Source organism: Rhodococcus sp. 008 (assembly GCF_001682295.1).
GTDB lineage: Bacteria > Actinomycetota > Actinomycetes > Mycobacteriales > Mycobacteriaceae > Rhodococcus_F > Rhodococcus_F qingshengii.
In genome coordinates, this window is sequence record NZ_CP012749.1 from 2,646,596 (window position 1) to 2,664,304 (window position 17,709).

General features: G+C 61.3%; 17 protein-coding genes. 4 read left to right on the forward strand and 13 right to left on the reverse strand.

Translation table 11 applies throughout. The features are described 5' to 3' along the window. From AOT96_RS12410 to AOT96_RS12425, 4 genes are all read right to left on the reverse strand, one after another. On the reverse strand, window positions 1-948 hold the full coding sequence (locus AOT96_RS12410; protein WP_007731598.1) for a quinone oxidoreductase family protein: 948 nt from the start codon (window positions 946-948) through the stop codon (window positions 1-3). Window positions 949-998: 50 nt separating this feature from the next. Further along, window positions 999-3,335: a CaiB/BaiF CoA-transferase family protein gene (locus AOT96_RS12415; protein WP_231917435.1), complete on the reverse strand. Its 2,337-nt coding sequence runs from the start codon at window positions 3,333-3,335 to the stop codon at window positions 999-1,001. A 119-nt stretch (window positions 3,336-3,454) separates the two neighbouring features. Next, entirely contained in the window at window positions 3,455-4,426 is a 972-nt protein-coding gene (locus tag AOT96_RS12420; protein ID WP_007731596.1) for an ABC transporter substrate-binding protein, read from the reverse strand. 26 nt (window positions 4,427-4,452) lie between these two features. Next, on the reverse strand, window positions 4,453-5,244 hold the full coding sequence (locus AOT96_RS12425) for an enoyl-CoA hydratase/isomerase family protein (protein WP_064443463.1): 792 nt from the start codon (window positions 5,242-5,244) through the stop codon (window positions 4,453-4,455). Between the two features lie 191 nt (window positions 5,245-5,435). Here AOT96_RS12425 and tgt point away from each other — a divergent pair, with 191 nt between their 5' ends. After that, complete coding sequence (gene tgt / locus AOT96_RS12430) at window positions 5,436-6,725, forward strand: tRNA guanosine(34) transglycosylase Tgt (RefSeq protein ID WP_007731594.1); 1,290 nt, start codon at window positions 5,436-5,438, stop codon at window positions 6,723-6,725. Here tgt and AOT96_RS12435 read toward each other — a convergent pair. From AOT96_RS12435 to AOT96_RS12445, 3 genes are all read right to left on the reverse strand, one after another. Beyond that, entirely contained in the window at window positions 6,716-7,450 is a 735-nt protein-coding gene (locus tag AOT96_RS12435; protein ID WP_030535741.1) for a queuosine precursor transporter, read from the reverse strand. The genes tgt and AOT96_RS12435 overlap by 10 nt on opposite strands. Window positions 7,451-7,567: 117 nt before the next feature. Further along, window positions 7,568-8,533, reverse strand: a complete 966-nt coding sequence (locus AOT96_RS36015) for a hypothetical protein (RefSeq protein ID WP_223304518.1) — start codon at window positions 8,531-8,533, stop codon at window positions 7,568-7,570. Between the two features lie 8 nt (window positions 8,534-8,541). Continuing rightward, window positions 8,542-9,195 (reverse strand): RDD family protein, encoded by a 654-nt coding sequence (locus AOT96_RS12445; protein ID WP_065351806.1) that lies wholly within the window; start codon window positions 9,193-9,195, stop codon window positions 8,542-8,544. 130 nt (window positions 9,196-9,325) lie between these two features. Between AOT96_RS12445 and AOT96_RS12450 the strand changes: the two genes are divergently transcribed. Then, on the forward strand, window positions 9,326-9,994 hold the full coding sequence (locus AOT96_RS12450; protein ID WP_065351807.1) for a DUF4190 domain-containing protein: 669 nt from the start codon (window positions 9,326-9,328) through the stop codon (window positions 9,992-9,994). Window positions 9,995-10,022: 28 nt separating this feature from the next. Here AOT96_RS12450 and AOT96_RS12455 read toward each other — a convergent pair whose 3' ends face one another. From AOT96_RS12455 to AOT96_RS12475, 5 genes are all read right to left on the reverse strand, one after another. After that, window positions 10,023-10,763 (reverse strand): EAL domain-containing protein, encoded by a 741-nt coding sequence (locus tag AOT96_RS12455; RefSeq protein WP_003943863.1) that lies wholly within the window; start codon window positions 10,761-10,763, stop codon window positions 10,023-10,025. A 255-nt stretch (window positions 10,764-11,018) separates the two neighbouring features. Further along, window positions 11,019-11,915 (reverse strand): tRNA glutamyl-Q(34) synthetase GluQRS, encoded by an 897-nt coding sequence (gene gluQRS, locus AOT96_RS12460; RefSeq protein WP_065351808.1) that lies wholly within the window; start codon window positions 11,913-11,915, stop codon window positions 11,019-11,021. Between the two features lies 1 nt (window position 11,916). Further along, on the reverse strand, window positions 11,917-12,525 hold the full coding sequence (locus AOT96_RS12465; protein ID WP_019746515.1) for a TetR/AcrR family transcriptional regulator: 609 nt from the start codon (window positions 12,523-12,525) through the stop codon (window positions 11,917-11,919). Window positions 12,526-12,576: 51 nt separating this feature from the next. Further along, on the reverse strand, window positions 12,577-13,137 hold the full coding sequence (locus AOT96_RS12470; protein ID WP_065352834.1) for a TIGR03086 family metal-binding protein: 561 nt from the start codon (window positions 13,135-13,137) through the stop codon (window positions 12,577-12,579). A gap of 51 nt (window positions 13,138-13,188) precedes the next feature. After that, the gene (locus AOT96_RS12475; protein WP_231917436.1) at window positions 13,189-14,256 is read right to left on the reverse strand and encodes an Lrp/AsnC family transcriptional regulator; all 1,068 of its coding nucleotides are present in this window, start codon (window positions 14,254-14,256) and stop codon (window positions 13,189-13,191) included. A gap of 111 nt (window positions 14,257-14,367) precedes the next feature. On the opposite strand from AOT96_RS12475, the gene argE reads away from it, so the two are divergent. Further along, a complete protein-coding gene (argE, locus tag AOT96_RS12480) occupies window positions 14,368-15,555 on the forward strand; it encodes an acetylornithine deacetylase (RefSeq protein WP_065351810.1) in 1,188 nt (395 codons plus the stop codon). Between the two features lie 26 nt (window positions 15,556-15,581). Then, on the forward strand, window positions 15,582-16,871 hold the full coding sequence (locus AOT96_RS12485; RefSeq protein WP_054188622.1) for an MFS transporter: 1,290 nt from the start codon (window positions 15,582-15,584) through the stop codon (window positions 16,869-16,871). Window positions 16,872-16,893: 22 nt separating this feature from the next. Here AOT96_RS12485 and AOT96_RS12490 read toward each other — a convergent pair whose 3' ends face one another. Then, a complete protein-coding gene (locus AOT96_RS12490; RefSeq protein WP_003943809.1) occupies window positions 16,894-17,673 on the reverse strand; it encodes a helix-turn-helix domain-containing protein in 780 nt (259 codons plus the stop codon). Window positions 17,674-17,709 lie beyond the last annotated feature (36 nt).

Consider the following 17,709-nt stretch of genomic DNA (forward strand, 5'->3'; position numbering starts at 1 on the left):
TCAGGGTACGACGACGGCCCGGCCGGCAACCTTGCCCTCACCCATCAACTGCAGTGCCGTTGCGATGTCATCCAGCGGAAACTCCTGCACTGCAACGGAAATCTTGCCTTCGATGAGCAGCCGGATCATTTCAGGTGCCAGTTCGGCTTGCCGGGCAGTCTTGCGAATCATGTTGACGGGCAGGATCCGGACATCGCTGAGCAACCAGTTCGGTAAGTCCAGGGTGAGGCTCTTACCCAAGGTATATCCGATCAGGGCAGCCCGGCCACCGGGGACAACACTCGCCAGAAGGTGCGGCAAGCCGTCGCCGCCAAGCGTGTCGATCACGGCGTCGACGGAAGGCTCGGATCCCACCACTCCGGCAAGTTCGTCGCCTTGCCCGACGACGGGACGCACACCCTCCGGAAGCAAGGCAGCCTGATCTTCGCGCGGTACAACACCGATTACCTCGGACGCTCCGGCAAGCAGAGCGAACTGTGCTGCCATCGATCCGACAGCGCCGGATGCTCCGGCGACAACAACTCGTTCGCCGGGAGCGACGGCTGCAATGTCGTTGACGGCAACATAGCCGGTTGTGCTGGGCAGGAAGAAGGTTGCGGCGACGGCCGGCGACAGTGCGGGATCAAAGGGTGTGAACGCCTTGTCTGCCGCTACCAGATACTCAGCCCAGCAACCGTTCTTGAACAGGCCGACTCCGCCGCCTCGGACCAGAAGGCGGGTGCCAGGCTCATAGGTGTCGGATTCGATTACCGTCGCCGCTCCGTCTGTTCCACCGATATGTGGCAGGTTCGGCTTGACTCCGAAGTTTCCGCTCGCGACGGTGATGTCGAGATGGCCGAGCGCGGCAGCGTCGATGCGCACGAGCGTCTGACCGGATTCACGTGTGGGAATGTCGATGTCGTCGATGACCGGTGAAGTGCCGAACTGATGGAGTCGGGCCGCGCGCATTGTGTCTCCTAGTAGCGATCTGTGAATGGATGTACTGAATATGAGTGCGGTCAGGACAGGATCGACTGGTCGCGAAGTCCGGCGATCAGTTCGTCGCTGTATCCGAGCACCGACTCGAGGACGTCGTCGGTGTCCGCGCCCAGCACCGGCGCAGCGCGTCGGATCGAGCCGGGTTCGGAGTTCCGGCGAACGGGGATGCCTTCGTGGAGGAATGTTCCGGCGAGGGGATGTTCCTGTGCCGAATAGAAACTGCGTGCCCGAAGATGTGGATCGCTCTCGACCAGGTCGCGTCCGTCCTGGACGGTGCCGGCCGCGATACCCGCCGATTGCAAGCGTTCCATGACGGTTTCGGGTGACAGAGTCCTGGTCCAGTCGGCGATGGCGTCGTCGATACGTTCGTGATCGGCTTGGCGGCTTTCTGCACTCGCGAAGTCAGGATTGCCGATCCATTTCTCTGCTTCGATGATGCGGCACAATGCATTCCATTCCGTGGTATCGCGAATGGCAATCGAGCACCACCGGTCGCTGCCGAGGCACGGGTACACGCCGTGTGGTGCCAGTTCGTGATGGCTGTTGCCGATCGGATCGGGGGACTGTGACCGGGCGGCTCGGAGAACGCTGGTACCCATGTGCGCTGCCATGGCTTCGAGTTGTGACAGGTCTACGTGCTGTCCCCGGCCGGTCCGGTCGCGGTAGTCGAGGGCTGCCAGCATCGCGACGCCGGCTTGCAGTCCGGCGACGATGTCGCCATGGCCGTAGATGACTCCGACAACGTCATCGGCGTTCCAGCCGGTCAGTGCGGTCAAACCGGTACTTGCCGAAACGATGTCGGCATACGACACCCAGTCCTTGCGAGGACCGGTGTGACCCATCCCGGACATCGACACGTAGATGATGTCCGGGTTGAGCTCCCGGAGTTGTTCGTAGCCGAGCCCCATCTTGTCCATGACCGACGAGCTGAAATTCTCGACCACGACGTCGGAGTTCCTGATCAGGTCGCGCAGTACCGAAAGGCCCTCTGCGGATCGGGTATCGAGTGTGATGCTGCGCTTGTTGCGGTTGACGTCGTTGAAGTACCCGCTGGTGTTCGGATTGTCGTGCGGTCCTCGCGAGAGATGCATGAACGGTGCAAAGCGAGTCGGGTCCGGGCGTCCGATCGATTCGACCTTGATGACATCGGCACCGTGGTCGGCAAGGATTCTGGTGCCGTACGGGCCCGCCAACACCCACGTGAGATCCAGGACGCGGACACCTTCGAGGCTGGGCGTGCTGCCACCGCTGAACTCGTGGGTTTCGTTCACTGCCACAGGCGAGGTGGCCTTCAAGAGTTCCTGATGCTGGCCCAACCGGGCAGCCTCGAGCGTTCCGATGCGCCGGCCTTCGGGGAAAGCGAAGCCGAACCCGAGATCGCGGTAGGTACCGTGATCTCCGGTCACGTCGGTGAAGAAGTCCCGGTCGTTGAGTTGCGGGTTACGCAGCAGTTCTTCGGGCCGGTCGACCGCTGCCCACGGCAACTTGCGTGACTGCGCGCTGACCGCGAATTCTTCCTTCGGCCACTTCGCGATGAAGGCGGACAGAACGTCGAAAATGTGTTCCTGATGCGTCTTTCGGTAGACCGCGTCGGACCACTCCGGTTGATCGAGATCGTCCTGAGCATCGTTGTCGATCAGCCAGGCCAACATGCCGTCCCACATGCGGGGGCTACCGCCGAGGCCGCCACCGACATAACCGTCGGCGGCCTGGAACAGTCCGTGCGGAACGAGCGGATGTACCCGGCCCGGACGCGGTGGTACGCGGTCCTCGTGAATGTAGGCAAGAGTGCCCGCTTCCAGCGCGGCGGCAACACATTCCTGAGCGCTGATCTCCAGCAACGGGTTGTGGCCCTTGGATCGCGAACGCAGTCCGAGAAGCACGCCGATTGCGGCATTGATTCCGGCGAGCTGCTCAGCCTGGAGTTCGGGGAGCAGCAGTGGAGGGTGCTCGGGATCGCCGACCTGGGCCATCATCCCGCCGAGTGCCGCGACGGTCAGATTTGTTGCCTTCCAGTCACTTCGCGGTCCGGTTGTGCCGAAGGGTGTCACTCGTACGTGGACGAGAGATCCTCGGTTGTCGCGTAGAGCGCCGGTCGCGCTGCCGTCGAGCAGGACGTCGGCACTGCGCAGCAGTGCTTCGAAAGCGAGGCGATCGTTGCTGTCGTCGATATCGAGGACAACGGACTTCTTGCCCGCATGCCAATGCAAGTACGAATCACCCTGGGACTCGGTGCGACTGGGGTCACCGGTGGGTGGTTCTACCAGAATGACCTCGAAACCCAGCCCGACCAGGATGCGCCCGGCGAATCGCGCAAACGGACTGGAAATCTCTACGACCCGTACCGGGGGATGCACCACAACTACTCCGTTTCAATCGAAAGATATCGCCGAACCGACTGGAGTCGAACGTAGTTCTGCGGGCCGGTGGGCGACATGATTTCGGTCTGCCCACCGGACCCGTTCTCACTCTCCGCTCAGGCGGCGTTCTGCTCGAACCATCCCGAGAGGAGGACAGCGGACGGATCGATGTCCGCGGAGATCTTGCCCTGCTCGCGGAAGAATGCAACAAGTTCGTTTGCGCGCTCCACGTCGTCCTCGGTGAATCCGCGTCCACCGAAATCGATTTGGGTCACCCGGTCTGCGGCCTCGGCCGGGTCCATCTGGATAGACGCGGCAATTGCGGTTGCAGCCCGATCCGGATCCGAGTTCACGATTGCCGACGCTTCCGAGATCACCTTGAACACCTTGCCTGCGGTTTCTTCGTTCGCGGACAACCAGTTGTCCGAAGCGATGATCCATTGGGCGTACTTGGCGCCGAAGTCGCCGGTCGTGGCAACAACGCGCCCGCCGGTATTGACACTCTGCGTCACCCAGGGGTCGAAGGACAGGAAGCCGTCGATGTCACCGCGCGCCAGCAAAGCAGGCTGTTCGGGCGGGCTTGTGCTCACGAGTGTGACCGTCGTGGGGTCGATGCCGAGACTGGCCAGGTACTGGTTCGTGAAGTAGAGGCCGATGCCGGGGAAGACGCCCATGGTCTTGATCGACTTCGGCTCGACGCCATTCCTCAGTACAACCTGGAAGTATCGGTCGGATTCCTGAAATACGCCCAGCGCCCGCAGGCTCGGATTGGCGGCCATGACGGACAGTGCCGTCGAGTCGGCATTGCCGGAGAGTTCCGAAGTTCCGGCTACGACGTTCTGGGCGCCCGCCGCCCCGCCTTCCGTCTGGATGACCTGGACGTCGAGGCCGGCGGCCTCGAACATGCCCTCGTGGTCGGCCAGGAAAATCGGGGCGTACGACGGGTCTACACCCACCGCGATCCGTACCAGGCCACCACTTTCCGCGGAGTTGTCGGTAGCGGGCCGGGTGCATCCGCTGACCGCGATCGTCAGGGCGGCGAGAGAAGCGACTGCGCCCACCCATTTCTTCTGAAATTTGTTGAGCATGATGGCCTCTCGGTAAATGGGAGCTGTCAGCGTCCCGTGAAGGTGGGGGACCGCTTGTCGAGGAATGACTGAAGTCCCTCAGCAGCGTCGTCCGTCTTGATCAGGTCGAGCACTGCCTCGAATTCGAGATCCAGCGCTTGATCGAGCGGCAACGACATGCCCTCGTCGACAATGCGTTTGATCATTCCGATGGTGGCAGTGGGTTTCGTCGCGAGTTCGCGTGCGAGGTCAGCGCAATGCGCATCGAGGTCGGCGTCCGCAACGACGGTGTCGACCAGGCCGATATCGAGTGCATGCTCGGCGCTGAGGCGCTTGCCTTCGATCATGAGCACTTTGGCTCGGTGAGCCCCGATGAGGCGTGGAAGTCGCTGGCTGCCACCGGCACCCGGAAAAAGCCCAAGTCCGATCTCGGGGAAGCCGATGGTCGCCGACTGCGCCATGATGCGGAAGTCGCAGGCCAACGTCAGTTCTGCTCCGCCGCCGAGTGCGTGCCCGTTGATCTTCGCGACGACAGGTTTGGGAGCCGACTCGAGGATCCGCTGTACGTCGACCCACGGGCGCATCGCGCGCTGAGTTTCTTCCGTCAGCTCGCGCATCACGGTGATGTCCGCACCGGCGACGAAGAACCGTCCAGTGCCCGTCACGACAATGACGCGGACGGTCTGGTCCGACGCGAGTACCGGCAGTATCTCCAGAAGCTCGGCGATCATGCTGGGGTTGAATGCGTTGGCTGGAGGTTTGTCGATAGTCACGGTGGCAATCGAGTCTGTGACGTCGACGGTGACGAAGTTGTAGGTCTGGCCGGGCTGTCTCGTCAAGTGAGCTCCTGTCAGCGGGTTGGCGGGGTAAACCGGTCGAGCCGGGGGATGTGTAGTGGGAAGTATGGTGGGGACCCTCACGCGGCGGTACCGCTCGGGTTCGGTCAGTAGACCAATGCGGATGCTGATCGCGTAGGAACTTTCTTCGCTGTGATCACGGCGATATTTGCTCCTGTGACAGGATTGAGCCCGTGACTTCTGCAGTACCGACACCGCCCGCGCCCTCCGTCGACAAGCGTCCCGAGTCGATTTTCACGATAGGGACCAGGCTCGAGGACCGGCTCGGACGAACCGGAACCATCCACACACCGCACGGCGATATCGCGACGCCGTCGTTCGTGGCTGTCGGAACCAAGGCCACGGTCAAGGCCGTGCTGCCCGAGTCCATGAAGGAACTCGGTGCGCAGTCGTTGCTCGCCAATGCGTACCACCTGTACCTGCAGCCGGGCCCCGACATCGTCGACGAGGCCGGCGGGCTGGGCAAGTTCATGAACTGGGACGGGCCCACCTTCACCGACAGCGGTGGCTTCCAGGTGATGTCTCTTGGCGTCGGGTTCAAGAAGGTGCTCGCGATGGAGGCCGTCGGTGTGCAGTCCGACGACGTCATCGCGAAGGGCAAGGAGCGTCTCGCGACAGTCGACGACGAGGGCGTGACGTTCAAATCGCACCTCGACGGCAGTAAGCATCGCTTCACCCCCGAGGTGTCGATGCAGATCCAGCATCAGCTCGGCGCCGACATCATGTTCGCGTTCGACGAGCTCACAACGCTGCTCAACACCCGCGGCTACCAGGAGCGATCGGTCGAGCGCACGCAGGCGTGGGCGATCCGCTGTATCAATGAACACGAGAAGCTCACCGCCGAACGCGCTGACAAGCCCTATCAGGCTCTCTTCGGCGTGATCCAAGGCGCGCAGTACGAAGATCTGCGACGTCAAGCCTGCCGCGGACTCGAGTCGATCGAAGGCGAGAACGGATACGGCTTCGACGGCTACGGCATCGGCGGCGCCCTCGAGAAGCAGAACCTCGGAACGATCGTGCGTTGGTGTAACGAGGAACTACCCGAGAACAAGCCGCGTCATATGCTCGGCATCAGTGAACCGGACGACTTCTTCGTCGCAATCGAGAACGGCGCGGACACTTTCGACTGCGTCAACCCGTCGCGTGTTGCTCGCAATGCTGCGATTTACGTCCGCTCCGGCAGGTTCAACATCAACACCAGCCGATTCCGTCGTGACTTCACGCCTATCGACGACGAGTGCGACTGCTACACGTGCGCCAATTACACCCGCGCGTACATCCATCACCTCTTCAAGGCGAAGGAAATGCTCGCGTCGACGCTTTGCACCATCCACAACGAGCGATTCACCGTGAAGTTGGTCGACGACATCCGAGCCAGCATCGAAGGTGGGTATTTCCACGACTTCAAGGCAGACATGCTCGGAAAGTTCTACGCGGCGAAGACGCCTGCACCTCAGGCGTAGGTCGGTTCGCGCTTCTTCACGTATGCGATGACGCGGTAGGTGATCGGCATGACCAGAACCTCGACAAGCGTCTTCCACAGGAAGCCGACCAGCACGTAGTTGATGAAGTCTTCCCATGTGCTGATGCCGATGACACCGGCCGCGATGGAACAGAAGATGAGGGTATCGGCGAATTCGCCGACGACGGTCGAGCCGATCAGTCGCGCCCACAGATGCTTCTCCTGCATGCGCTTTTTCATCATGACCAGAACCAGTGAGTTCAGTAGCTGTCCGACGAGGTAGGCGGCCAAGCCCGCGACCAGTAGCCGGGGAATGACACCGACCACGGTTTCGAGGGCGGCCTGGTTCTCGTAGAACTCTGCCGACGGGAGTTGCACTGCAATCCAGAAGCACGCAGCGGCAAGAATCAGTGCGCCGAAGCCCAGGTAGATCGCGCGTCGGGTCGCTTTGAAGCCGTAGACCTCGCTGAGCACGTCACCGAGGACGTAGGCGAGCGGGAACAAGAAGAATCCACCATCGGTGATGATGGGCAGAATCTGCAAGGGACCGAGCGAGAAGTCGGAATCCGCAAAGAAGGCGACCCCCTTGGTCGCCGCCACGTTCGAGATCAGCAGCGTTGCGGTGAAGAGCGCGACGATCGTCGGGTAATAACCCCGGCTGACGTGCGCAAATTTGGTTTCGTGGGTCGATTCGTCTTGCTGATCCTGAGCTGTCACGTCCGTCATCCAAGCACCACAAGGCGCTCGGATGCGAGTTGGCGACCGTCCAGTTGCGCAGAACACACCGAAGGCCCTGCGGTTTCACGTGGAACCGCAGGGCCTTCGGTGATGCAAACGAACTGATCAGGCAGCTACATGACCGCCGGTCAGCACGCGGTATGCGTAGGTGCTGGCGATCAGTGCGACGGGCGCCGTCACCAGAAGACCGATTCCACACAGCAGCGCACCGACGATGTTGATACCGATCAGAGCGAGCGCCAGCAGGACCAACGTTCCGACGTTCGACGAGGTCAACGCGTAACTCGATTTGATGCCCGAAATCGCATCCTGATTCTTGTCCACGATGAAGGTCAGCGTGTAGTAGAGCAGGAACGCCGCGATGATGCCGGGAATGATGCAGAGAGCCAAACCGACGTAAGTTGCCACTGCTACCAGGAAACCGCCGAGAACAACTGCGCCGATGTTGGTGAATTGGAAGAAGGTGCCGAAAGCCGGCTTGATTCCATCCAATTCGCTCAACGCTCCACGAAGGAATGCGGCTTGGATGATGTAGCCGACGATAGCGGTGACCAATCCACCCACGATCGACAGCGCGCTGAATTCGGTATTGGTGTAGTCGAAACCGTTGAAAGCGCCCTGGATCAGTCCGGCGATCAAGAACGCGATGATCGAGATTCCGATCCAAACCAATGCGTTGTCTTTGAACTTGTTCCAGCCGTAGGTAATTGCCGCACCCACAGAAAGCTGCGGTCCACCGAATCCTGCGCCGTAGTCGTTGGCGGGCGGCGGTGGGAAGTTACCGCCTCCGGGAGGTGGCGGGTATCCACCGGGCGGTGGGTAGTTGCCTCCGGGAGGGGGATAGCTTCCACCCTGCGGAGGCGGCGGATATCCACCTGGCGGCGGGTAATTGCCACCTTGAGGAGGTGGGGGGTATCCACCAGGCGGCGGGTAGCTTCCGCCCTGCGGAGGCCCCGCCGGCGGGGGATAGCTCCCAGGAGGAGGCGTTCCCTGCTGGCCGTAGGGATCCTGGGGCGGGAATTGCTTTCCGTCCTCGGGATTCTGGTTGGGGTCGTGCCCACCGGTTGTCATATGCGCACCTAACCCTTGACTACCTGAGTTCCACCAGCGAGCTCGTCATGCTTGCCCTGCTTGGTGGGGCTGTTGTTGATCGTGACCGCGATGACGATGTAGGCGACCAACGCGAGGATTCCGCCGATGATCGGAATGATCGAGAGCAACGTGAAGGCGTTGCGAATCGCAGACTGCTGGACGGAGGGGCGAGGTGCGCCACCCGGACCGTGTACTGAAAGGCCCAGAATCATCTTTCCCAAAGTCCGACCCTGCGTTACTTCCATTGCGATGAAGTAAGCGAAGGTCAGAATTCCCGAGAACAGTCCCGAGACCAGAATCAAGCTGTCGGAGTCACTGACCAATAGAGCCAGAATCGCGGCGATGACGCCGACGATGATGCCGTCGATGATGCGGGCACCGAGTCGAATCCACAGATCGCCCGGCTGAGCACCCGAAGGCAGCCGGTTTCCTCCGCCGTACGCACCTTGGTCGTTGAACTGCGGAGGCGGCGGGAAGTTTCCGCCCTGGGGCGGCGGCGGGTAGCTACCGCCCTGCGGGGGGCCTGCGGGTGGTGGGTAACTTCCGGGAGGAGGTGTTCCCTGCTGGCCATATGGATCCTGGGGTGGGAATTGCTTCCCGCCTTCTGGATTCTGGTTGGGGTCGTACCCACCGGTTGTCATGTGTTCCCCTCAGTCGTAAATATCGCGCTCGAGTGTGACAGTGGATATGACCCTACTGGGATCAAAGAGCGATGTGGATGACATCTGCTCACTTGGATTCGGAGGTCACCTGTGGTTTAGGCTGCGTTGTATGACGAGTTCCGGGGGCAACAACGACGATTCTTCGAGCGATTACCAGGCAAAACCTGGGTACGGAGAATTTCCGAGCCTGCCTCCTGAGGGGTACGGCGTGTCCCCGTCCGAAACGCAGTCTTCACCTGAAGTTCCCGGATATACCACTCCCAACGAGCAGTACCCGGGTTATCCACCGCCGTCGTACAACCCGCCCGGTAATAACCCCCAGCCGGGCGGAATCGGTGAACCGAACCCGTACCTGCCGCCGCAGAATTTCGGACCGCAGAATCAATATCAGCAGAATCAATATCAGCAACCCGGACAATACGGACAGGCTCAATACGGACAGGCTCAATACGGACAGCCTCAGTACGGCCAACCTCCGAACCCGTACGGTCAACCGAATCAATTCGCGGGTGGGTACGCACCGCCGATGCAGCCGGTCGGCACCAATGGTCTCGCAATTGCATCGCTGGTTGTATCGCTTGCGGGTGGTTGCTTCTACAGTCTCGGCGGAATCGTCGGAATCATTCTGGGAATTGTCGCGCTCAATCAGATCAAGCAGACAGGTCAACAGGGGCGCGGGCTTGCGATAGCCGGAATTGCGGTCGGCGCGGCCTTCTTGGCAATTTTTGCCGTGATTCTCGTGGTCGCACTCATAGCGAGTGCATCGTCGTCGTACTGAAGTGCCGTCGTGCTGAAGTGGCGAGCGCTCACACGGGAGTGACGACGGACGACGCAGGAAGTGGCTTGCCGAAGTAATAGCCCTGGCCCATGTCGCAGCCGGCCCGCAAGACGTTGGCTGCGTGTTCCGCGGTTTCGACGCCCTCTGCGATCGAATCAAGCCCTAGCTTCCGAGCGATGTCGGCGATGGACTCCATGACCATGAAGGCGCGGTCTCCAGCACGACCCGCTGCGCTGACAGCCCAGGTCAAGGATTGGTCGATCTTGAGAATGTCGAGCGGCAATTCCGACAATGCGGAGAAGGACGCGAAGCCCGCCCCGAAATCATCCAGCGCGATTCGAATTCCCTCGTTGTGCAAGACGTGAAGAGTCTCGGCGGCATGCCGGCCTACGACGCCGAGTTCGGTGACTTCCACGATTATTCTGCTCAGTGGCGTTTGTGAACTGTCGAGCGCTCCGAGGATCTCGTGAGCGGCGTGCGGGGTAGCGAGTTGGCGAGGCGAAAAGTTGACCGCGACCATCATGTGCTCAGGCCACGACGCTGTTTGGGCACAAATCATTTCCAGAGCTTGTAGCCCGATGGGAATGATGAGCCCAGAGGATTCGGCGGAGCGCATGAAATCTTGAGGTTCGATCAACCCTCGCAGCGGATGGCGCCAACGCAAAAGAGCTTCATAGCTGATAATTGCTGACGAGTTCAGATTGACCTGGGGTTGATACAACACCTCGAATTGATGGTCGTCGAGTGCCTCGCGAAGCTCGCGGACCATGCGTATTCCTTTTCGTCCTGAGTCGCCCGTGCCGCACGTGCGTGTCAGCGTGGATGCTGCAAGTGGGTACTGTGGTCGGATTCCAGGTTCAGATCCCGGGCGTGGTTTTGCAGGAACAACTCGCCCTGAATTTCCTTCGCCAGTCTCGACCGTACTTCACTATTCGAGAATTGCCAACGAATAGCTATTGCGGACGGCTTTGTCATATCGGACAATCGTAGTTTTGTTCCGACGAGGCACCGATTGATACGTCACTTACTTCGCCGGGAAAATCCACGGGGTCCGGGGGATCTTGCGAGAGTCGAATCGATCCGCCAATTGGGGTGGTGTGACAACCTCGCCGGGTTCGGCGAGACCGATGCTCGACGCGATCATCGTCAGAACCTGCTCGGTACTGCGTCCGGCCTCGAGTTGATCTGCCAGAGTCACTGCGCCGTCGCGCTTCGCGAGTCGCTTGCCTTCACTGTTCAAGGCAAGAGGAACGTGGGCGTACGACGGTGGTTCGATGTCGAGCAGCTGGGCAAGGTATGCCTGACGCGGAGCCGAGGTCAGGAGGTCGTCGCCGCGAACCACCTGGTCGATGTTCTGTGCACCGTCGTCGACGACAACGGCAAGGTTGTAAGCGGGCACCCCGTCTCCGCGGAGCAGGACGACGTCGTCGACTGGTCCCGTCACCTCGCCGAACAGTTCGTCATGGACGGTGAACGAGTCGATGCCGGCCCGTAGCCTCAGCGCGGGAGATCGGCCACTTGCCGATTTCTCGGCGCGTTCGGCCTCCGAAAGGTTCCGACACGTGCCGGGGTAGGCGCCGTCTGGAGCATGGGGCGCTGACGGTGCCTGCAGGATCTCCTTGCGTGTGCAGAAGCAGGGATAGGTCAGGTCACGCTCGCGCAATTGGTCGATAGCCTTGTGGTACAAGGGAAGACGGCGTGACTGCAATACGACTGGGCCGTCCCACGTGAGGCCGAGCCTGCGCAGATCGTCGAGTTGTCGTTCCATCGCGCCGGGGCGGACACGGTCGAGATCCTCTACCCGAATGAGGAAGTCGCGCCCGCTGGTGCGGGCGAACAGCCAGGCCAGGAGGGCAGTCCGGAGGTTTCCCAGATGGAGATCGCCGGACGGACTCGGCGCGAAGCGTCCTGCTCCTTCCACGTCAGCTGGCGAGCCCGACGGAGGCGAGCGGGTTCTCGGCGTCGTGCAGGGTGAGGCGGATCTGGGTTTCCAAAGCGTGATCGAGGTACTGCGGCGGATACATGGCGGGGCTTCCGAGTGCGTCGAGTGCCAATCCATTGACGGTTGAAAGCAGAAGTGCCGCTCTGGTTTCCGCTTCCGGAGTTCCGATGCCGATCAGAACTGTCGAGATGCCGGTGCGGATTGTGAACAGGGTTGTCCGGCGAATTTCGGAGAGTGACTCACTGGTTGCGGCGCGCACGGCAAACGCGGCGAGCACATGCGCCTCACGCGTGCGTTGCTCGTCGAGGGGCAGGAGTTGCGAGAGCGCCTGGAACAGGGCGGTATGCGGGTCTGCGTCGGCGGACGATTCGGCCAGTCGCGTCAACAATCGATCGACGAGTGTTCGCAGTGCGAATGCGAACATCTCGTCCTTGGTCGAGAAATGATGTTGCACTGCGCCGATCGAGACACCCGCCCGTTTTGCGACCTCGCGAACGCTGGCATTTTCCAGTCCGGATTCCGCGGCGACATCGAACAATGCCGCCGCAAGCAGGTCTGGACTCGTGGAGGATTTTCGGCGTTCCGGCATACCGCGACATTACATGCGTATGGAAGTAATGCCCACGTCAGGGGTGCTTTTTCACGCCTTCCGGCCGAGGAAGGCAAGGAGTTTCGTCGCTTTGTCAGCGTTGTCCGGAACCTGTATTTCCGGGCCGCACACACCGCTCATGCGGATCGACTCGCCCAGGCCCGCGGCGATCTCCGACACCCACTCCACGTCCGCGTCTCGCATCGTCGTATCGGTGCCGGTTGCGGCCGCGAGGTCCCAACCGTGGATGACCAGATCGAAACACAAGAACCCCTCGACCGTGGCCCCGAGGTTGGTCCTGCCGAAGTGTCCGTCGTATTCCAGGGTGGACTTTGCCGGATCGTCCAGAATTTCCTGCATCGAATTGCGGACGGTCGCCCAGGCTGCCGACGGGTCGTCGTCGACCGACGGACCGGGTGCCAATTCCAGGCCGACTACCTTGACCATGTCTCGTTCGCTGTCGAGTACGTGTCTCACCACGTCGCGGGCGGTCCAGCCCTCGCAGGGGGAATCGTCGTCCCAGCGGTCGGCGGGTACGGCATCGATCCGCGCCGTGAATCCGGCGGCCAGATCCCGATAACGCTGGGCGGGGGAGATCTCTGTTGAAGTCATGACAGCAATCCTTCTCCACCGCGGCGCGTCATGATTGATTATTTCGGACATTCACTCGATCTCCGGGGCCTCCGCCCAGATGTCCATCGGTACGACCCCGGCACTCTTGCCCTCGTCGTCGAGAAGTCGGCCCACCCTCTTCATCGATCGCAGCACCACTGACCTGTTCAGCACCACCAGGCCCGGTGCCTCTTGTGCGAGTTGTACTTCGGTAATGGGAGTTTCGCGAAGGGAGTGTGCGGCGATCGCGAGCAGTGTGTTGGCGCGTCCACCGGATATCCGCATGCACACCCGCGTTCCCGGCACTCGCTCCACCAGGGCACGAATCGTCGACCGGTCCGTGGGATCGACATATCCCCACACCCAGGTCACGAGGGGCCAGCCGGACAGTGGCAGAGACACGTCGCAGCGGAACACGATCTGGTTGCGCGACGTCAATTCGGCAAGTCGCCGCCTGACCGTACTTTCGCTGAGGCCGGTACCGACCGTGAGCTCGGCAATCGAGGATCGACCGTCCTCGCCCAGCTTCAATATCAATTGTCGGTCGACAGCGTCGAACGTCTTCCCGTGATGGCGCTGATCCGTCGGCGCGTATTTGTATCGCACAGGCCGGTCTGTCATCGTCGCCCGCTGCGCGGCATCGAGTACCTGCAATTTCCAATCGTCTCCGATCGCGAAGACCTCGGTGACGAGGTGTGCACGCGAACTGACGATCCCGGGTACCGACGCGAGCGACCGAAGCAGGAAGCGCGACAGGAAAGCCATGTCTCTGACCTCGACGAGAAGTGTCAAGTCGCCTGGGCCGCTTGTGTGTTCGACGCTCAGCACGTGCGGCCAGCGGGCAAGTCGTTCTGCAATCGTCAACGCGTTCGAAGTCGTGCAGTCGACTTCGACAAAAGCCAGACACGATTCCGGACGGCCATGGCCGGTTGCCCTGGCAGAGACCCAAGCGGTGCCGGAATCCTGTAACCGCTGCCAGCGGCGAGCCGCGGTAACCGGATCTACTTTGAGCGCGTCGCCAACCGTGCGCCACGACGCTCGCGGGTCGAGTTGCAGGCAATTGATCAGGGCGAGGTCGACGTCGTCCAGTACGGCGGAATCCTGCGTTTCTTCGATCATGGTGCAAGTATCGTGCATCTTCATTGTGTCTGGGATCACTTCATTCATGCTCGAAGGGCAGAACGCGGTGGCGAGTGCCCACCGCGTTCATGCTGTGAAAGGAGAAACCAGATGTCATCGACCACGTTGCCCGCTGTTCCGACCGAGAGAAGCCTCGAGTGGGTGCAACGCCTCATCGGAATCGATACGACGAGTGCCGTGAGCAATCGACCGTTGATCGATCTCATTGCGGCGGAACTACGTCGCCATGGGGTCGAGCCGGTACTTGTTGCCGATGACGAGGGAACGAAGCTCAACTTGTTGGCAACGTTCACTCCTCCTGACGGAAGTACTGCCGGCGGTGTGATGTTCTCCGGCCATACAGACGTGGTGCCGGTCGACGATCAAGACTGGAGTAGCGACCCTTTCACGCCCGACGTTCGCGACGGAAGCCTGTACGGACGTGGCACGTGCGACATGAAGTCGTTCATCGGGATCGTCGTCGCTGCGATCCCCGACATCGTCGCGCGGCCGCTGGCGAAGCCTATTCACTTTGCATTCTCCTACGACGAGGAAGTCGGCTGCATCGGTGCGGCCGGGTTGGTCGAGGAGGTTGTTTCCCGGAACCTGTGCCCTGATGTGTGCGTCGTCGGAGAGCCGTCGGAGATGCGGGTCATTCGCGCACACAAGTCGATGAACGTCATACGTGTTGATCTGCATGGTGTTTCGGCGCACTCGTCGCTTACTCCGCAAGGAGTCAACGCGATCGAATACGGCGCGGAGTTGATTCGATTCGTCAGAAGCGCGGCCGACGAGCTCCGTGCGTCCGGCCCGTACGACGACGCATTCGACGTGGCCTGGACGACGTGTTCGGTCAATCTCGTATCCGGCGGGATCGCAGTGAACACTGTCCCCGAGGATTGCTCCATCACTTTCGAATTCAGGAGCATCAGCTCAGCTGGCGCCGCAGATTTGCTCGAACGCTTTGCCGCCGAGGCGAATCGGATCGAAAACCTGATGCAGGAAGAAAACCCGTCAGCCTCCGTGACGATGCACGTGTCGGCCTCGGTTCCTCCCCTGGAGACGGATGCGAATGCTTCGGCGGCCGCACTGGTCGAACAATGGGGTGGTCGGGCCTCGGACGAAAAGGTCGCGTACGCCACCGAGGCCGGGATGTTCGCGACTATCGGTATCCCCACTGTCGTGTGTGGGCCGGGAAGCATCACTCAGGCGCATGCACCTGACGAGTACGTGACACTTGACCAATTGGCACAGTGCGAGCAGTTCGTTCGGAACGTCATCGCTCACGCCCGCGCCTGACCCACCCTGACCCCCTAAGGAAAACCATGTCCACGGCAACTACGCCAACCTCCGGAACAGTCACCCCGGAACGCCTGGCCGCTGCTCGCAAGGCGGTGATCAGCAGTTCGCTCGGCGCTGCGCTCGAATGGTTCGACGTCATCGTCTACGCATCATTCGCAGTGGTGATCGCCCATAATTTCTTTCCCGGCGGCGACAACACGCTCGGTTTGATACTGACGTTCGCGACGTTTGCGATCTCGTACGTCATCCGGCCGCTTGGCGGGATGGTTCTCGGTAGCTACGCCGATCGTCGCGGGCGCAAGAACGCCTTGACGTTGACGATGATGCTGATGATGATCGGCACGCTCATCATGGCCGTGGCGCCGACGACCTCGATGATCGGACCGTGGGCCGGCGTCGTCATCCTTGTTTCGCGTCTCATTCAAGGATTCTCCGCCGGCGGTGAATTCGGTACTGCTACAACCTTCCTCGTGGAGACTGCGCCACACAAGAAGGCGTTCTACTCTTCCTGGCAAGTTGCCAGCCAGGGTGCCTCGGTTTTCCTGGCATCGCTGTTCGGATACGTGCTCAACACCCACCTTTCGCATGAAGCGCTCTACTCGTGGGGCTGGCGCGTTCCGTTCTTCTTCGGCATCATCGTCGGGCCGGTCGGACTCTACATCCGTGCCAAGCTTGACGAAACGGACGATTTCAAGACGAGCGTCCCGGAAAAGGCTCCGCTGAAGACGACGCTGACCAGGCATCTCGGCCGGGTGCTGACCGGGGCCGCCGTAGTGGGCGTCGCGACGATCTCGATCTATCTCATCTTGTACATGCCGACGTTTGCCGTGAAGAACCTCGGAGTATCCGCCTCGGCCGGCTATCTCGGCGGCATCGTCGCCGGACTGGTCACCTTGTTCACCGTGCCGTTGATCGGTCATCTAGCAGACCGGGTCGGACCGGCGAGAGTTATGACCTGGGCCGCCGTTGCGGCAATCGTCTTGGCCTGGCCGCTTTTCAAATTGATGGTCGATCACCCGTCGACTCTGACCCTCGTCCTGGTTGTTTCGGTCCTGGGTGTCATCATGGCGTTTGCCTTCGGTCCCTTGCCCGCCCTGATGAGTTCGCTGTTCCCGGCAGAGATCCGGGCTACCGGAATGTCATTGTCGTACAACCTCGGAGTGACTTTGCTCGGCGGAATCGCGCCGTTGGTCTTGACCTGGTTGATCAGTACAACAGGCTCGCTCGACGCCCCGAGTTACTACTACATGACCGTCGCAGTTCTTTCCCTCGGTGGGCTGTGGTCGGCAAGGACGCTTTTCAGCCAGAAGTGACGGCGGGGGAGCGCGGTCGGGATTACGCGACCGCGTCTCCCTCCGCCAGCGCGACAACGGTATCCGACCCGTGCCAGTCGGGGGCTTGGGTGCGGAGTAGAGCCGCCGGGGTCAGCGACGAGATCCGGCGGCATTCACGGGTCAAGTGGGCCTGATCGCTGAATCCGCAGTGCGCTGCGGATTCAGCGAGTCCCAGCGCGGGTCGACTGCGAGCGAGCGCCATGAAGCGCTGGAGGCGCAGGATCGAGCGCAGCGTTGCCGGGCCGTATCCGAAGGCGTCGTTGCATCGACGTTGGAGTTGGCGCGAAGTCAGTGCCGCCGCGTCGGCGAGAGAGCTGACATTCCACGAATGTTCGGACAGTGCGGTGCGAACGTGGTTGATCACCGGATCGTGACGGAAACTCGAACTTACCCAACTCCGAACAGCGCTTTCGAGGATGGAGACCTGTTCGTGGTCTTCGGAATTTTCCAAGCGGTTCAACAGTATTCGTTCCGTGCGTGCGTCGGTTACATCGCTGAGATCGGCGCGAGAATCCCGAAGCTCGGACGCCGAGGTTCGCAACATCGGCGATGCCGATCCAGGGCGGAATCGAACACCCACGGAGCGTGTTCCGGGCGGAAGAGTGAATGACCATGCAGCGGTTTCGGGGCCACAGACGCGTATGCCGACGCCGCGTATCCACAGCACGTCCATGCAAGCATCGGGCACGAGGAGGTGTTCTCCTTCTGCGCACGCCGTCCAGCCACACACCAGGATGTCGGAGAGATCCGGGGCGACCGATTGTGGTGTGTACCAACCCATGACAAGAGCTTATCGAGCGGCACCGACACGAAGGCG

What these genes read in the sequence shown, in the direction of transcription:
- AOT96_RS12410 (WP_007731598.1), bottom strand. Translation starts at nt 948, where the DNA reads ATGCGCGCGGCCCGACTCCATCAGTTCGGCACTTCACCGGTCATCGAC.
- AOT96_RS12420 (WP_007731596.1), bottom strand. Translation starts at nt 4,426, where the DNA reads ATGCTCAACAAATTTCAGAAGAAATGGGTGGGCGCAGTCGCTTCTCTC.
- AOT96_RS12435 (WP_030535741.1), bottom strand. Translation starts at nt 7,450, where the DNA reads ATGACGGACGTGACAGCTCAGGATCAGCAAGACGAATCGACCCACGAA.
- AOT96_RS36015 (WP_223304518.1), bottom strand. Translation starts at nt 8,533, where the DNA reads ATGACAACCGGTGGGCACGACCCCAACCAGAATCCCGAGGACGGAAAG.
- AOT96_RS12445 (WP_065351806.1), bottom strand. Translation starts at nt 9,195, where the DNA reads ATGACAACCGGTGGGTACGACCCCAACCAGAATCCAGAAGGCGGGAAG.
- AOT96_RS12450 (WP_065351807.1), top strand. Translation starts at nt 9,326, where the DNA reads ATGACGAGTTCCGGGGGCAACAACGACGATTCTTCGAGCGATTACCAG.
- AOT96_RS12455 (WP_003943863.1), bottom strand. Translation starts at nt 10,763, where the DNA reads ATGGTCCGCGAGCTTCGCGAGGCACTCGACGACCATCAATTCGAGGTG.
- AOT96_RS12465 (WP_019746515.1), bottom strand. Translation starts at nt 12,525, where the DNA reads ATGCCGGAACGCCGAAAATCCTCCACGAGTCCAGACCTGCTTGCGGCG.
- AOT96_RS12470 (WP_065352834.1), bottom strand. Translation starts at nt 13,137, where the DNA reads ATGACTTCAACAGAGATCTCCCCCGCCCAGCGTTATCGGGATCTGGCC.
- AOT96_RS12475 (WP_231917436.1), bottom strand. Translation starts at nt 14,256, where the DNA reads ATGATCGAAGAAACGCAGGATTCCGCCGTACTGGACGACGTCGACCTC.
- argE (WP_065351810.1), top strand. Translation starts at nt 14,368, where the DNA reads ATGTCATCGACCACGTTGCCCGCTGTTCCGACCGAGAGAAGCCTCGAG.
- AOT96_RS12485 (WP_054188622.1), top strand. Translation starts at nt 15,582, where the DNA reads ATGTCCACGGCAACTACGCCAACCTCCGGAACAGTCACCCCGGAACGC.
- AOT96_RS12490 (WP_003943809.1), bottom strand. Translation starts at nt 17,673, where the DNA reads ATGGGTTGGTACACACCACAATCGGTCGCCCCGGATCTCTCCGACATC.